Raw genomic sequence first — 15,688 nt, forward strand, 5'->3', positions numbered from 1 at the left:
GCGGCCGGGCTATATGGATCGCCGCTCCAAGCGAGGCTCCTTGACCTTAACTCCCCCTATCGAAAACTCCATGCAAGACACGCCGCACGGCGATTCCGATGTGCGACTGGCCGACGACATAGTTCAGCCTAGCGCCGATAGCGCAGCACATGGCGAGGCAGCGCAGGTTATGGAGCCCGTTCCCTCACCGCTTGCACTGACAAAGCGGCAGTGGGCCTGGGCAGCCAAGGCTACGGTAAAAGCGCTGCTCTCCGGTCCGACCACCCTCGTCTCCGCCGGTTGCGCTTTTTATACGACTCTCGCGCTCTTTCCTTCGATCAGCATTCTGATTTCTATCTATGGATTGGCGTTCGACGTTCAAAGCGTCGCGACGCAGCTCAATACTGTAAGGCGCCTGCTCCCGCCCGCTGCGTTCACACTTATTGAGGACCGGATTCAAATTCTTGTATCGGAGCCACACAGCTCCCTTACGCTCAATCTTCTGATCTCAACGCTAATCGCGCTCTGGTCCGCCTCCGCTGGCGTAAAAGCGATCCTTTCCTCCCTGAACATTGCCTATGACGCTGAAGAAAAGCGCGGATTTCTGGCCTTTCAGGCTCTTGCGCTAGGGATGACGCTCGCGTCGACGATCGGTGTCTGCCTCAGCGTGGCGATCCTTGTTGCGATCCCCGTTGCACTCAAATACTTGCCTGCACTTTTACTAATAGACCCACCCGCAGGATCTATCGAATTCGCCGTGCGTATGAGCGGCTTGGGCGTCATGACCGCGTTTATGATCACGACCCTGATGGCGCTCTATCGCTTCGGCCCGAGCCGTACGCATGCGCAATGGCGTTGGGTCGCCCCCGGCGCCGTGATTAGCACGATCTTGTGGATCGTATCGGCATCGGGGTTTTCCTACTATGTTGCGCACCTCGCCAACTACACGAGCACCTATGGACCGCTCGGGGCCGTAGTGGCGATCATGATGTGGTTCTTTGTCAGCGCTTGGGTTGTGCTGCTCGGCGCGGAGCTGAACGCCGAACTTGAGGCGTTTTCATTGTCGTCCGGACCTCGCAAGGTCGGTCCCGGCGACACCCGCCTACACGGGGGACGAAAAATTTGAGCACTCCCCTTAATCAGATTATTGCATCGCTCCTACGAGATCTGGAACCAAGCGCATCACCGTTCACGCCGCACCACAGTAAGAGGCTTCAAGCTTTGTTCTGATGGGGTATGCGTCACGCAAGGCGCTCGGCAGGTTGGACGCTGTCTCAACCTTAAACGGGCGCGCTCTGTGCGTATTTTGGTTACGAGATTGCGGGCCTCAAACGTCTCAAAACGAGGTGCGGTGACCACTTATAGCCGTTTGAGGGTCGATTTCGACGAGAACAAGGCCAAGCGTATTTCTGCTTCGGAAACTAGTGCTCTGGCGCCTGCGCAACCTCAAGCGGCTCTACATCGCTTCCGGAGGCCGGAGTGACTTTCACATGTGCGACACCAGCGCCAAGCATGCCAATTCGCGCGGCGGCCGCGTGAGACAGGTCGATAATGCGTCCGCGCGCATAAGGTCCACGGTCATTCACGGTCACGACGACCGAACGACCGGTCTCTTCCGATTCGACAAGGAGTTTGGACCCTATTGGAGCGGTTGGGTGCGCCGCGGTCAGTTCAGCCTGATTGAAGCGGCCGCCCTGCGCGTTCCGACGGCCGGAAAACCGCCCGCCATACCAACTCGCAACACCTTTCTGTGTCCATGCGTGAGTGGCCGAGGCCAATTCGTGCGCCCTGCGGGAGAGAGCTTCACGTACCGAAGCGGCCCAGGACGTGTGAGCAGGCGTCGCATCAACCGAAGGGCCGCTCGCCGTGGCGTCGGCCGCCGCCAGGAAGCCAGAAAGGGCAAGGGTAAAGTAAACGCCCCGCTGAATTTTCCCGCGTTGTAACCGCACCCAACTTTCTCACACCTGTTTCAACCAGCGACCACCAAAGCCGCCCTTGAACGCAATTACAAGAAAAAAGCGTAATTACATGGTTTCAAAGGCGCTCCGGCGCGGGGTCTATCGTGGATTTTCACCATGCAGGATCGTCAATCCCAACGACGCTGTCGGCGCAAGAGAACACGCTGCTCTTGGAGTGGATCGCGCGGCGTGCTAACGGCCCGTCATCATGGAGCGCCCTCTCATCGCCGTATTCAACGGCCCCAACCTCAACATGCTTGGCCTTCGCCAACCGGAAGTCTACGGACGCGCCACGCTGGACGACGTAGAACTGTTATGCGCGCAGACGGCCGAACGCCTCGACGTGGCGATCGATTTTCGTCAGACCAACGGCGAGGGCGAGCTTATTTCCTGGGTGCAGGAATGCAGGGGACGAGCGCAAGGCATCATCATCAACCCGGCGGGCTACTCACACACATCGGTGGCTCTGCTTGACGCGTTGCTGGCCGTCGATCTGCCCGTTATCGAGGTTCATATCTCGAATATCCACCGCCGGGAGCCTTTCCGCCACCATTCATACGTTTCGCGGGGCGCGCTCGGCGTGATCTGCGGGCTTGGCGTGCCGGGCTATGCGCTGGCGCTTCAGGCCATGACTGACATCATCATTAACGAGGACCTTCAATGAGCCAGATGCTCGTGGACGCGGATGCCATACGGGCATTGGCGAACATTCTGAACGACACCGGACTGACCGAGATCGAGGTTTCGGAGAAAGACAGCCGCATCCGCGTCGTCCGCGCCGCCGCCCCCGTCGCCGCTCACGCAGTCGCCCCCGTCGCGGTGGCGGCGCCCGCCGCCCCTGCACCTGCCGCTACGCCAGTTCCAACGGCTCCGGCAGATCTGTCCAAACACCCCGGCGCCGTGAACAGCCCGATGGTTGGCGTCGCCTATCTCGCGCCCGACCCGTCGTCTCCTCCGTTCGTCGCCGTTGGACAGACCGTGACCGCAGGACAGACGCTGCTGCTTATCGAAGCGATGAAGACCTTCAACCAGATCAAGGCCCCGAAAGGCGGCACGCTGAAGCAGGTCCTCGTGACGTCCGGCGATCCGGTCGAGTTCGGTCAGCCTCTCGTCATCGTCGAGTGATGTTCTCCAAGATCCTCATCGCCAATCGAGGCGAAATCGCCCTGCGCGTGCTCCGCGCCTGTCGCGAAATGGGCATCCGCACCGTGGCCGTCCACTCCACCGTGGACGCCGACGCAATGCACGTCCGCCTCGCGGATGAAGCTGTGTGCATAGGCCCGCCGACAGCGCGCGAGTCCTATTTGAATGTCGCGGCGATTCTTTCCGCCGCCACGATCACCGGCGCCGAAGCGATCCATCCCGGATACGGCTTCCTGTCGGAAAACGCGGATTTCGCCGAAACCGTGGAAGCACACGGTCTGACCTTCATCGGCCCGACCGCGCAGCACATCCGCACGATGGGCGACAAGATCAGCGCAAAAACGACTATGCAAGCGCTTGGCGTGCCGTTGGTCCCCGGCTCCGACGGCGAACTGGTCAACCTCGATCAGGCGCGCGAAGTCGCGGCTCAGATCGGCTATCCCGTGCTGATCAAAGCCGCGGCTGGCGGCGGTGGGCGCGGCATGAAAGTCGCGCATGACGAGAGCGAGATCGCCGAAGCCTGGAGCGTAGCCCGCACCGAGGCTCTGGCCGCGTTCGGCAACGACGCTGTCTACCTTGAGAAATACCTTGATCGGCCGCGCCACATCGAGCTGCAGATTCTCGGAGACACACACGGCAACGTGGTGCATTTCGGCGAACGCGACTGCTCGTTGCAGCGCCGTCACCAGAAGCTGCTCGAAGAAGCGGGGTCCCCTGCTCTGACAGCTGCCGAGCGCGACGCGATCGGCGCCACGGCGACAGCGGCGCTGTCGAAGATGGGTTACCGCAATGCGGGCACGCTGGAGTTCCTGTATCAGGACGGCCAGTTCTGCTTCATCGAGATGAACACTCGTCTGCAGGTCGAACATCCAGTGACCGAAATGGTCTGCGACATCGATCTGGTCCGCGAACAGATACGCATCGCGGCGGGCGAGCCTCTTGGCTACGAGCAGAAGGACATCACCTTCTCCGGTCATGCCATCGAGTGCCGCATCAACGCCGAAGACCCTGAGACGTTTGCGCCGAGCCCCGGCTCAATCACCATGTTCCACCCGCCCGGCGGGCCGGGCGTGCGCATGGACAGCGCGATCTTCACGGGATACCGCGTGCCGCCGTATTACGACAGCATGGTCGCCAAACTGATCGTCCACGCCCCGACGCGCGACGCCGCCATCCGACGGATGCAGCGCGCGCTGGACGAAATCGTCGTGGAAGGCGTTAAGACGGTCATCCCGTTGCACCGCCGCATCATGGCGGATCCGGAGTTCCAGAAGGGCGACTACACCATCCACTGGCTTGAGCGGTTCACAGCCCGCAAGGGCTGACCATTGCGGTCGCCCCTGATCAGGGGCGACCGCTTAGGAAATCCTGCAGCGCCGCGTGAAACAGGCTCGGCGCCTGCAAAAAGGCGAAGTGGCTGGAATCCGGCAGGATCAACAGATACGCGCCCGGAATCATATGCGACATGGCCACCGTGTGCTCCTGATGGATCATCTCGTCATGATCGCCGTCGACGATCCAGACAGGCGTATGGATCGTCGCCAGACGCCCCGCGTCCCAATGGGGTTCCCGCCCCCACATCGCCTGCACGCTTGCCGCGAACGTGTTGAACTTCCCCGGCGTCGGCGAAAGTCGCTGATATTCTGATCGCGCCCGATCAAAAAAACATCTTACGACCGTCGATTGCCCCGCGTTCGGATCGTTGCCGCCGGGATCGACATTGGCGCCGAAGGCGAACACGCGGCTGATGCGATCCGCGTGATTCAGCGCCAGATTAAGCCCCACGATGGCGCCGTCGCTCCACCCGATGATCGCAGCCTTGTCTATCCGCAGATGATCGAGCACCGCGACCGCGTCCTCCATCATCAGGTCATAGCCTAGCCGCTCCGTTCCTGCCGTGCTCCGCCCGTGCCCGCGGCTGTCGAGCAGAATGACCCGGTAGCCATCAGCGACCAGATTCCGCGCCTGAGCCGCAAGGAAATTCGCGTTGGCCATCCCTCCGTGCAGCATCAGCACGGGCTCGCCTGTTCCCGCTTCCGCATAAAACAAAACAGCGCCGCGATTGCCCAGATGGCCGGTCCGAAATGTCGGTCCGAGGTCTGGCGTCGGCGGGAGCGTTCGCCAGCGTGGCGCCGACGGCTCGTCACAAGCGTCGGGCGGCGCCGCGAAAAGGCCGGCTGGCGCAAGGTGAAGGCCCACAACGACAGTCGCCGCGAACCGGAACAGCCGCGATTTCGGGCGCGGTGGCATACGCGGCGACAGACGCGAAGGCGGTGAAAACATTCGAAAGCTCCTGGCGCTGCGTCGACAGGGGCGTCGCCGACGTCTTCTCTCCCATGTCAGCATACCGCCGCCGCACCGGTCGAGCCGCGCAGCGGGGCAGGCGCCAGCCCATCGGCGGTTGCCACACGCAGGATGCACGGTTAAACGCCCCGTTTATTGCGCCAGATCCGCCTCCGTTCGCGCACAGGGCGGCGCGCCAGACGTTACGAAAGACCCGCCCTTATGGACCAGTCCGCACCGCTGCGCGTCTCGCGCGCTCTCATCTCGGTTTCCGACAAGACCGGCTTGATCGACCTCGGCCGCGCGCTTGTCGCGCACGGGGCGGAAATCCTGTCCACAGGCGGTTCCGCCAAGGCGCTGCGCGACGCAGGGTTACCCGTGACCGAGGTGTCCGACCACACCGGCTTCCCGGAGATCCTCGACGGCCGCGTGAAGACGCTGGTCCCCCAAATTCATGGCGGCATCCTCGGTCGCCGCGATCTTCCCGCCCATGTGGAGCAGATGCAGGCGCATCAGATCTCCCCAATCGATCTGGTCGCGGTGAATCTCTATCCCTTCGAGGCAACTGTTGCTTCAGGAGCTGGCGCCGAGGACTGCATCGAGAACATCGACATCGGCGGCCCCGCCCTGATCCGCGCAGCGGCGAAGAACCATGACCATGTCGCAGTGCTGACCAGCCCGACGCAGTACGCCGAAATCATCACGGCGCTGGAACAGGGCGGCACAACCTTGCAGGCGCGCCGCGCCCTTGCAGGCGCCGCTTATGCTCGCACCTCCGCCTACGACGCCGCGATCTCGGCGTGGTTCGCAAAAGAACGGGGCGACCTGCTGCCAGAGCGCCTGACCATCGCCGGCGAACGCGCCGAAGTGCTCCGTTACGGTGAAAATCCGCACCAGCAGGCAGCGTTCTACCGCAATGGCGAGGCGCGGCCCGGCGTCGCAACCGCGCGGCAGGTTCAGGGCAAGGCCCTGTCCTACAACAACCTCAACGACACGGACGCCGCCTTCGAAGCGGTGGCCGAGTTCAGCGAACCGGCGGTCTTGATCGTCAAGCACGCCAACCCGTGTGGCGTGGCTACGGCTTCCAGCCTGTCCTCCGCATGGGATCTCGCGCTCCGGTGCGATCCTGTCTCCGCTTTCGGCGGCATCGTGGCCCTCAACCACGCGCTGGACGAGGAAACGGCCGAGAAGATCGCCTCGATCTTCACCGAAGTCATTGTCGCGCCAGATGCCACAGAAGGCGCCATGAACGCGCTGGCGCGGAAGAAGAACCTCCGGCTGCTGCTGACCGGCGCGCTACCAGACCCGTCTCAGGGCGGGCTTGTCGTCCGTTCGCTTGCTGGCGGTTTTCTGGCGCAGACCCGCGACAACGGGCGCATCGGCGTAGCGGATCTGAAGGTCGTCACGAAGAAGGCGCCGACCGAGACCGAGATGGCCGACCTCCTGTTCGCGTTCCGGGTGGCCAAGCATGTGAAGTCCAACGCCATAGTCTACGCAAAGGACGGCGCCACGGTCGGCGTCGGCGCCGGGCAGATGAGCCGCCTCGACTCCGCGCGCATCGCCGCTAGTAAGGCCGGGGACATTGCCAGGACGTTAGGTCTGGACGCGCCGCTGACGCAGGGAAGCGTCGCCGCTTCTGACGCGTTCTTCCCCTTCGCCGACGGGCTTGAAACCATCGTCGCGGCAGGTGCCACTGCGGTTATCCAGCCTGGAGGATCGATCCGCGACGATGAAGTCATCGCCGCTGCGGATGCAGCCGGAATCGCTATGGTCTTCACCGGCATGCGTCATTTCCGGCACTGACCCGCACGCGCGGCCATTGCCTGCCGGGAGCGAAAGTGGCGAGATTGCTGGTCTCACGCGTCTGAGGCTGATCCGTTAGCGTTCTCGCCCGGATCGGCCTCAGACTTCTTGTTCGACATGCATCTTTTACCCGATCAAGGTTCCAGTCTGATCGGGTGGCGTTCTAACGGTCGCGTCTCTGCGTTTCTCAGCGAATCGCATGGATCGCGGCAAGTCGAGGCGATCATGCGTCACTTTCTCAGGTCAACGTTTACGACTCTGCTCTTGTCTGCCGCTGCGTCCGCGCTCGGCGCAGGCTACGCAAGCGCTGCGAGCGGCCCAACGGCCGATTCTGTCTACGATCTCTCTGGCCTGCCGACCTTCAGCGGGGTTGTCTCCCAATATTTGCCTTCGCCAAACGGGAAACTTTCGGGTTTCGTGCTCTCTGACGGCACTGAGGTTTTCCTCTCCCGACAGTTGGCCGAGACGCTCCCAAAGCTGGTTAAACCGGGCGAACGCGTCAGCGGGTCAGGCCTCAAGGGAAAATCCCTCCCCATCTTCCGCGCAGTCGCCGTTTCGGGCCCCCATGGGCAGGGCTCAGACGATACGGCGATCACCATGCCGCAGCACGGCCCCGAAATGCTGGCAGGACCGGATCTGGTCGTCAGCGGCGTCGTTGGGCAGCAGTTGTATAACGTGCGCGGGTTACTGGTCGGCGCCATCCTGAAAGACCATACCGTCGTAAGCCTCTCTACCGGCGCCGCCGCCAAAGTGGCTTCCTGGCTTTCTCCCGGATCGAAAATCTATGCGGTGGGACCCGGCGCGGCCGGCGATCTCGGGAAGGCGCTGTCCGCGCGGGAAATCGGCCCGAGTGCGGATCATCTTGTCACCGTGGTCGCGGACGACGCGCCGGAGGCAGGCAATCCCCCCGGCTCGCCGGGCTACGACGTGATCCCGGCCTCGGAGAGTCACTGACCTAATCTGAAGATACGCGTGAGCGGGGCATCTCCACTGGCTCGGCGACTTCGCTGGAGATGCTTCCTGCAACTTGAAGCTGCGGCGCAGCGTAAGGCCGCCCGCCACGAAAATGTAGCGACGGGGGCACGTTCTCGGCGGGATACCCGGAACGCTTCAAAATCTGTTTCGAGAGAAATCTTGCCGAGCAATCGGGTTAGGTGCGTCTGCGAAGAATACGAACTCCGCAGATACGCTCACCCCCGTGCGCCAGCGCGCCTCAGACGCCGTGGCGGCGCGTGAAGCTCCAGTATAAAGGCTGCCGCCCTGCCGCCAGAGCTTTCGCTTCATAGCGGGTGGGAGCCCAATCATCGGGTCGTGTGGTGGCTGGCGCTTCCACATTGAAGAACGTCTGGGCCGCCATCACTTCCTCAACCCAGTTCTGATAGGTCGGATCGTCGCTGGCGACGCGCCAGATCGCGCCCGGCTTAAGAGCGCGGGCGACCAGCGGCAAATTCCCCGGGTGAACGAATCTTCGCTTGGTGTGGCGCGCCTTTGGCCAAGGGTCGGGAAACATAAGGAACAGTCGGTCCAGAGACGCCTCAGGCAGCGCCGCAAGCAATTCCCGCGCGTCCTCGTCCCAGATACGCAACATCGGCGGCGTTGACGCAGTCGCCTCCTCGGCCTCCGGAAACAGACGGCCCAGTAATGAGCACAATCCGTTTTCGAAAACTTCAGAGGCGATATAGCCGACCTGCGGATGCGCCGCGATCTGCGCAGCCGTGTGCTCGCCGCCGCCGAAACCGACCTCCAGCCATACCTGCTCCGGACGGACGTCGAACGCCTCGGCAGGGTTCGTCGCATTGGAAAGGGCGAATCTCATGCGGGGCAGAGATTCGTCGATCAGCCTCTGCTGCCGGGGCCGCAGTGGATGACCACGTTGCCTCCCATAGAGGCGTATGGCGGGGGGCTTGAGGGTAACGGAGGAGGACTCAACCTCCTCCTCAATCGCGGTCCGGACCAAGTCTGCGGCCTTATTAACGGACGTGAATATCAGCGATTGAACGCGCCGCGCAGCGCGTCGACCAGATCGGTGCGCTCCCACGGGAAGGTGTCGCGCGCTTCGTCCGGGGTGCGTCCGAAATGCCCGTATGCCGAGGTCTCGGCATAGATCGGACGGTTCAGACGCAGATGCTGACGGATGCCGCGCGGCGACAGGTTCATCACCTCGCGCAGGACGCGGCCGAGCTTCGCCTCGTCAATGTCCTTGCCCGTGCCGTCGAGGTCTACGTAAACCGACAGAGGGTGCGACACGCCGATAGCGTAGGAAATCTGCAGCGTGCAACGGTCGGCGAGGCCCGCAGCCACAACGTTCTTCGCCAGATAACGGCAGGCGTAAGCGGCGGAACGGTCGACCTTCGTCGGATCTTTGCCGGAGAATGCGCCGCCGCCATGCGGGGCCGCGCCGCCGTAGGTGTCGACGATGATCTTGCGGCCGGTCAGACCGGCGTCGCCGTCCGGGCCACCGATCACGAAGATGCCGGTCGGATTGACGTAGAATTCGTCTTCCGGCGGCAACCAGCCTTTCGGCAGCACATCGGCGACGATCGTGCGCAACTCATCACGTAGTTGCTTCTGGTTCATACCCTCGTCGTGCTGCGTCGAGATAACCACGGACGTCGCGCCGACAGGCTTGCCGTCGACGTAACGGAGGGTCACCTGGCTTTTCGCATCGGGCTGCAGGCCGAAAGCGCGCTTGTCGCCCGCCCGGCGCAGGTCACGCATGGTCTTGAGAATGCTGTGCGAGTAGTACAGCGGCGCCGGCATGAAGGTGTCGGTTTCGTTCGTCGCGAAACCGAACATGATGCCCTGATCGCCCGCGCCCTCGTCTTTCTCGCCTGCGCTGTCGACGCCGACAGCGATGTCCGCGGACTGCGCGTGCAGATAGTTGCTGATTTCGGCGTTCTTCCAGGAGAAGCCAGCCTGATCGTAACCGATGTCGCGGATCGCCTCGCGCGTCAGTTCGATCAGCCCTTCGGACGTCACCGACGCCGGGCCGCGGACCTCGCCTGCGAGGACGACGCGATTGGTCGTCACCAGCGTTTCGCAGGCGACGCGGGCTTCAGGATCGGCACCAAGATAGGCGTCAAGCACCGTATCGCTGATGCGGTCCGCGACCTTGTCCGGATGACCCTCGGACACTGATTCCGAAGTAAACAGGAACTCGCCGTGCTTGAGCATGATTGTGCTGAACGCCTCGCAAAAAAAGAATTACGCCGCGACCTCGCGCGCCGCTGCAAATAAAAGACCGACGTCGTTTGGCCGAGGACGGGGGCGGGGTCAAGTTAAGACCGATGCAGTCACGCATGAGCGCCTATTCACGTATTTCTGACGTGAATAGGCGTGGACGTTCGCGTGACGCCCACAACCATCGCCAACCAGCAACCTGACAATGAGCGCCGTGTAGAGGCCGCACATGCCGGAGCGCCACCAAGAAAAGAGTCTTTCCTCTGTCCTGCCGCCGCCAATTATCACCGACGACGAGGCGCATAAAACTTCGCGCAGGCGGGCCTTACGTTCAGATCAGGCCGAGCACATGCTCCATCGAGTAGAGGCCCGCGGCCTGTTTCGCCGCCCACGCCGCCGCCATGACGGCGCCGTCGGAAAACACCCGCCGGTCGAACGCCCGGTGCGTAAGGCCGATCTGTTCGCGCGCGGAGGTAAAGAGCGCCGTGTGCTCGCCGACGATCTGCCCGCCCCGCAACGCCGCAAAACCGATTCCGCCCGTCGAACGCGCGCCGCAATGCCCTTCCCGCGCCGGCTCGCGCACGGCGTCGAGCGTGACCCCGCGCCCCGCCGCGACGGCTGCGCCTATGGACAACGCGGTGCCGGAAGGCGCATCGACTTTCTGCCTGTGATGCATCTCGACTATTTCAGCATCGTAGGTCTCCGCCGGAAGCGCCGCGCCCATCTGCCGTGCAAGACGCTCAACCAACGTGACTCCGGGCGAGAAATTGGCTGCCTGAACCACCGGCGCCCGTTCGCCGGCCACCACCACCGCAGCCTGATCAATGGCGGAGAGACCGGTCGTTCCCAGCACCCAGGCGACCCGAGCTTCTGAAACAATTTCCGCGTGACGAACCACGGTCGACACGTGGGTGAAATCGATCACGACGTCGACATTCGCGATCAGTTCGCTCAGGTCGCTGGCGATTCTCACGTCCGCAATCGGGGAATCCGCGCGCGAAGTGCCGCCGACCAGCGCATATCCGGCTTCCCTAACGCTCAGGACCAGATTTTTGCCCATCCGGCCCGTTACGCCAGCTATGGCGACCCGCAACGTATTTTTGGTCATGTCCTGAAAACGCCTTCAACCATCATCACAACCCGCGGCCCCATTGTAGCCGCCATGTTCATCGGGAAGCGCTCAAGGCGAAACAATACCCAAGGTGGCGGCGCGATCCGGGGGGAAGATCACGCCGCCGGTATTCATCCACGGTGCGATTTGGGGGGATCACCATGGACCCCTCCTCCTACGACGTTTGCCCAACACGTTCAACGCCAATACGGATCGATTTCGATATGAGGGCGACTACCGACCCAGCAGCGAGGCCAACTTTTCATTATGGAGCGTGGCTAAACGCGTCGCCGCCATAACGATCCAGCGCCCCCTGAAGCATGTAGGCGGCCGCCATCTTGTCCACGGTCTCCTGCCTTCGCTTACGCGACATGTCAGCCTCCTGAATCAGGAGGCGATTGACCGCGCTGGAGGACAATCGTTCATCCCACAACGCTGCGGCCACACCTATGCGCTGCGACAGATCCTGCGCCCAGTCGCGCGCAGCCTGCGCAGCCGGACCGAAATCGCCATCAAGCGATAAAGGCAGACCGACGACGATGCCGCCGACATCGTGCTCACGCACGATCGCGTCGACGCGAGGGGCCATGGCGCCCAACTTGTCCCGCTTGAGAACGGAGTAAGGCGACGCGACCATCCGCATCACGTCGGACAGCGCAAGGCCAACGAGGCGTGCGCCCGGATCGATGCCGAGGAGCCTCTGGCCCGGTGTGAGCTCAGCGAAGAGCCGGTCCATGTTGAACAGTGCCATAGGCTGGGGGTATGTTGCCGCTCCGCCGGCCACGCCAGCGTTTTTTTCCTCTGATGAGAGTTTTTGCTGCATGTCGCTTGATCTCGCGACCACGAGACGCATCGCCAAACTGGCCCGGATTGGCCTTGACGATCAGGAAATCGAAACCGTGCGCGCCCAGATGGGCGGCATCCTCGGCTGGATCGAGATCCTGAACGAGGTCGACGTTGAGGGCATCCCTCCGATGGTGGGCACCTCCCAGACGACCGCCCTGCCCCAGCGGCAGGACGCAGTGACGGACGGCGATCGCCAGAGCGATGTGCTGGCAAACGCTCCGGACCGTGAAGGTCCATTCTTTACCGTGCCGAAGGTGGTCGAATGATGCTGACAGATCTGACCATCGCACAGGCCGCAGAAGGCCTGCGCAAACGCGACTTCACAGCCGTCGAGCTGACGAACGCACATGTCGAGGCGATTGACGCGCTGAACGGGCGCCTGAACGCCTACATCACCGTCACCGCCGATCAGGCGAAGGAAGCGGCCGCTCACGCTGACAAAACACTCGCTGCTGCCGACGCTCCAACGCTGACCGGCATCCCGCTGGGGATCAAGGACCTGTTCTGCACGAAGGGCGTACGGACCACGGCGGCCAGCCGCATCCTCGGCGATTTCACGCCGCCTTACGAGAGCACGGTGACGGCCAACCTCCTCGCCAATGGCGCGGTGTTCGTCGGCAAGACGAATCTCGACGAGTTCGCCATGGGCTCGACGAACCTGACCTCCGCGTTCGGCGCGGTTGAAAACCCCTGGCGGCGCAACGGCGACGACACTCCGCTGGTGCCGGGCGGTTCCTCCGGCGGCTCGGCCGCAGCGGTTGCGGCGCACCTCGCCATGGGCGCGACGGGCACGGACACGGGCGGGTCGATCCGCCAGCCTGCGGCGTATTGCGGCATCGTCGGTCTGAAGCCGACCTATGGACGGTGTAGCCGCTGGGGCACGATCGCCTTCGCAAGCTCGCTGGATCAGGCGGGTCCGATGACCCGCACGGTCGAGGACGCGGCCATCATGCTGGCGGCCATGGCCGGGCACGATGTGAAGGACAGCACCAGCGCCGACATCGCCGTTCCGGATTACCGCGCCGCCTGCGGACGCAGCCTGAAGGGCCTGCGCGTCGGCGTGCCCGCAGAATATCGCGCGCCCGGCATGTCCGCCGAGCTTCAGGCGGTATGGGATCGCGGCGTCGCAATGCTGCGTGAGGCCGGATGCGAGATCGTGGACGTGTCCCTGCCACATACGAAATACGGTCTGGCGACGTACTACATCATCGCCCCCGCCGAGGCGTCGTCCAACCTCGCCCGCTATGACGGCGTGCGATTCGGAGACCGCCGCGAAGGCGCAAGCCTGGACGAGCTGTATGAGCGCACCCGCCATGACGGCTTCGGCGAGGAAGTGCGCCGCCGTATTCTGGTCGGAACCTACGTGCTCTCGGCCGGGTATTACGACGCCTACTACCTGCGCGCACAGAAGATCCGCACGTTGATCCAGCGCGACTTCACGCAGGCGTTTGAATCGGTGGACGTGCTGCTGACCCCCACTGCGCCGACCGCCGCGTTTGGGCATAACGAGAAGCCGGAAGACCCCGTGCAGATGTATCTGAACGACGTGTTCACCGTGCCCGCGAGCATGGCGGGCCAGCCTGCCCTGTCGGTGCCGGTGTCGCTGGACAGCACAGGCCTGCCGCTTGGCCTGCAGTTGATCGGACGGCACTTCGACGAAGAAACGCTGATCGCTGTCGGGTCGGCGCTTGAAAAAGCCGCCGACTTTACCGCGCGTCCCACCTTCCGCGCAGGAGCAGCGGCATGACGTACACTCTGGAAGGCTCCACCGGCACGTGGGAGATCGTTGTCGGTCTGGAAGTCCACGCGCAGGTCATCAGCCAGTCGAAGCTGTTCTCTGGCGCCTCAACCCTGTTTGGCGGCGAGCCGAACACGCAGGTCAGCCTGATCGACGCCGGATTTCCGGGCATGTTGCCGGTCATCAACCATGAATGCGTAGCGCAGGCGATCCGCACCGGGCTCGGGTTGAAAGCGCATATCAATCTGGAAAGCCACTTCGACCGGAAGAACTATTTCTACGCCGATCTTCCACAGGGGTATCAGATCAGCCAGTTCACCCACCCGATCGTGGGCTCGGGCGTGGTTGAAATCGAGCTTTCTGACGGCTCCACGCGCCAGATCGGCGTCACGCGTCTGCATCTGGAGCAGGACGCGGGGAAACTCTTGCACGATCAGGACCCGAAGCGCTCCTTCGTGGACCTGAACCGCGCGGGCGTCGCGCTGATGGAGATCGTCAGCGAGCCGGACATCCGCTCTCCAGAGGAAGCAGGCGCGTATCTGCGCAAGATGCGCCAGATTCTGCGTTACCTCGGCACTTGCGACGGCAACATGGACGAAGGCTCCATGCGCGCCGACGTGAACGTGTCGGTCCGCAAGGCGGGCGAACCGTTCCGCACGCGCTGCGAGATCAAGAACGTCAACTCGATCCGCTTCGTCACACAGGCGATCGAGATCGAGGCCATGCGCCAGATCGAGGTGTGGGAGTCCGGCGGCTCCGTCGATCAGGAAACTCGCCTGTTCGATCCCGGTCGTGGTGAGACGCGCTCACTCCGTTCCAAGGAAGATGCGCATGATTACCGCTATTTTCCGGACCCGGATTTGTTGCCGTTGGTCGTCGAACAGTCCTGGGTGGATGAGCTGAAGGCTTGTCTTCCTGAACTTCCCGATGAAAAGCGTGCGCGATTCCAGACGGAATACGGAATCACCGCGTATGATTCTGGCGTTCTGGTCGCAGAGCAGTCCATGGCGGATTTTTATGAATCCGTCGCCAAGGGTCGTGACGGCAAGATGACCGCCGCGTGGATGACCGGCGATTTCTTCGCGGCTCTCAACCGCACTGGCAAGGCGATTGAGGAGAGCCCGGTCGGCGCAGACAAGCTTGGCGGGATGCTCGATCTGATCACCGACGGCACGATCAACGGCAAGATCGCCAAGGAAGTGCTGGAGACGATGTTCGAAACCGGCGAGGCGCCGCTTGAGATCGTCGAACGTAAAGGCCTGCGGCAGGTCACCGACACCGGTGCTATTGAGGCGGCGGCTGACGAAATCATCGCAGCCAATCAGGACAAGGTCGAACAGTATCTTGGCGGCAAGGACAAGCTGTTCGGCTTCTTCGTTGGGCAGGTGATGAAAGCGACGCAGGGCAAGGCGAACCCCGCGATCGTCAACGATATCCTCAAGAAGAAAATCCACGGCTGAGGCTGGGGCGAGAGAGTTCAACCTCTCGCCGGTTCTTTTCAACGTGACGCCCGGAAGCGGGCGTCACGTGTTTCTCTCGAAAGCCTGCCCTCCCCTGGCCGCTTCGTGTCTGCACGGCGGTTACTCCTTGCCGCACGCACGCTCGGAGTAATTGCCCGGATTATTGGGCGCTCCTCACGATATGAGC

Annotated in this window: 15 protein-coding genes; 9 read left to right on the forward strand and 6 right to left on the reverse strand. The window is 62.8% G+C overall.

The window, feature by feature from the left end; translation table 11 throughout:
* Positions 1-70 precede the first annotated feature (70 nt).
* Positions 71-1,105 (forward strand): YihY/virulence factor BrkB family protein, encoded by a 1,035-nt coding sequence (locus HK28_RS01620; RefSeq protein WP_233140289.1) that lies wholly within the window; start codon positions 71-73, stop codon positions 1,103-1,105.
* Between the two features lie 295 nt (positions 1,106-1,400).
* Here HK28_RS01620 and HK28_RS01625 read toward each other — a convergent pair whose 3' ends face one another.
* Positions 1,401-1,928, reverse strand: coding sequence for a septal ring lytic transglycosylase RlpA family protein (locus tag HK28_RS01625; protein ID WP_086642880.1), 528 nt, complete (start codon positions 1,926-1,928; stop codon positions 1,401-1,403).
* A gap of 217 nt (positions 1,929-2,145) precedes the next feature.
* Here HK28_RS01625 and aroQ point away from each other — a divergent pair, with 217 nt between their 5' ends.
* From aroQ to accC, 3 genes are read left to right on the forward strand one after another with little or no spacing between them, the layout of a single operon-like run.
* Positions 2,146-2,601 carry a type II 3-dehydroquinate dehydratase gene (gene aroQ, locus HK28_RS01630; RefSeq protein ID WP_026396474.1) on the forward strand — a complete coding sequence of 152 codons (456 nt, stop codon included), beginning with the start codon at positions 2,146-2,148 and terminating at the stop codon, positions 2,599-2,601.
* A complete protein-coding gene (gene accB, locus HK28_RS01635) occupies positions 2,598-3,062 on the forward strand; it encodes an acetyl-CoA carboxylase biotin carboxyl carrier protein (protein WP_086642881.1) in 465 nt (154 codons plus the stop codon). The genes aroQ and accB overlap by 4 nt, the downstream gene beginning before the upstream one ends.
* Entirely contained in the window at positions 3,062-4,405 is a 1,344-nt protein-coding gene (accC, locus tag HK28_RS01640) for an acetyl-CoA carboxylase biotin carboxylase subunit (RefSeq protein ID WP_086642882.1), read from the forward strand. Before accB ends, accC begins: the two co-directional genes overlap by 1 nt.
* A 19-nt stretch (positions 4,406-4,424) precedes the next feature.
* Here accC and HK28_RS01645 read toward each other — a convergent pair whose 3' ends face one another.
* Positions 4,425-5,363, reverse strand: a complete 939-nt coding sequence (locus tag HK28_RS01645) for an alpha/beta fold hydrolase (protein ID WP_198945757.1) — start codon at positions 5,361-5,363, stop codon at positions 4,425-4,427.
* A gap of 222 nt (positions 5,364-5,585) precedes the next feature.
* On the opposite strand from HK28_RS01645, the gene purH reads away from it, so the two are divergent.
* Both purH and HK28_RS01655 read left to right on the forward strand, forming a co-directional pair.
* Complete coding sequence (purH, locus tag HK28_RS01650; protein ID WP_086642883.1) at positions 5,586-7,166, forward strand: bifunctional phosphoribosylaminoimidazolecarboxamide formyltransferase/IMP cyclohydrolase; 1,581 nt, start codon at positions 5,586-5,588, stop codon at positions 7,164-7,166.
* A 264-nt stretch (positions 7,167-7,430) separates the two neighbouring features.
* Positions 7,431-8,120, forward strand: coding sequence for a hypothetical protein (locus HK28_RS01655; protein ID WP_233140290.1), 690 nt, complete (start codon positions 7,431-7,433; stop codon positions 8,118-8,120).
* A 259-nt stretch (positions 8,121-8,379) separates the two neighbouring features.
* Here the strand turns inward: HK28_RS01655 and HK28_RS01660 are convergent, their stop codons facing one another.
* The 4 genes from HK28_RS01660 to ruvX all read right to left on the reverse strand — a co-directional run bounded on the left by HK28_RS01660 (position 8,380) and on the right by ruvX (position 12,208).
* Entirely contained in the window at positions 8,380-9,108 is a 729-nt protein-coding gene (locus HK28_RS01660; RefSeq protein ID WP_086642952.1) for a tRNA (guanosine(46)-N(7))-methyltransferase TrmB, read from the reverse strand.
* A 44-nt stretch (positions 9,109-9,152) separates the two neighbouring features.
* Positions 9,153-10,340, reverse strand: coding sequence for a methionine adenosyltransferase (gene metK / locus HK28_RS01665; RefSeq protein ID WP_086642884.1), 1,188 nt, complete (start codon positions 10,338-10,340; stop codon positions 9,153-9,155).
* 337 nt (positions 10,341-10,677) lie between these two features.
* Positions 10,678-11,454, reverse strand: a complete 777-nt coding sequence (gene dapB / locus HK28_RS01670; protein WP_086642885.1) for a 4-hydroxy-tetrahydrodipicolinate reductase — start codon at positions 11,452-11,454, stop codon at positions 10,678-10,680.
* Positions 11,455-11,722: 268 nt separating this feature from the next.
* Positions 11,723-12,208 (reverse strand): Holliday junction resolvase RuvX, encoded by a 486-nt coding sequence (gene ruvX / locus HK28_RS01675; protein ID WP_086642953.1) that lies wholly within the window; start codon positions 12,206-12,208, stop codon positions 11,723-11,725.
* A 70-nt stretch (positions 12,209-12,278) separates the two neighbouring features.
* Between ruvX and gatC the strand changes: the two genes are divergently transcribed.
* The 3 genes from gatC to gatB are packed head-to-tail and all read left to right on the forward strand — an operon-like array spanning position 12,279 to position 15,501.
* A complete protein-coding gene (gatC, locus tag HK28_RS01680) occupies positions 12,279-12,569 on the forward strand; it encodes an Asp-tRNA(Asn)/Glu-tRNA(Gln) amidotransferase subunit GatC (RefSeq protein WP_086642886.1) in 291 nt (96 codons plus the stop codon).
* On the forward strand, positions 12,566-14,050 hold the full coding sequence (gene gatA / locus HK28_RS01685) for an Asp-tRNA(Asn)/Glu-tRNA(Gln) amidotransferase subunit GatA (RefSeq protein ID WP_233140291.1): 1,485 nt from the start codon (positions 12,566-12,568) through the stop codon (positions 14,048-14,050). Before gatC ends, gatA begins: the two co-directional genes overlap by 4 nt.
* Positions 14,047-15,501, forward strand: a complete 1,455-nt coding sequence (gene gatB / locus HK28_RS01690) for an Asp-tRNA(Asn)/Glu-tRNA(Gln) amidotransferase subunit GatB (RefSeq protein ID WP_086642887.1) — start codon at positions 14,047-14,049, stop codon at positions 15,499-15,501. The genes gatA and gatB overlap by 4 nt, the downstream gene beginning before the upstream one ends.
* Positions 15,502-15,688: the final 187 nt, after the last annotated feature.

It is taken from the genome of Acetobacter sp. DsW_063, assembly GCF_002153745.1.
Classification (GTDB): Bacteria; Pseudomonadota; Alphaproteobacteria; order Acetobacterales; family Acetobacteraceae; genus Acetobacter.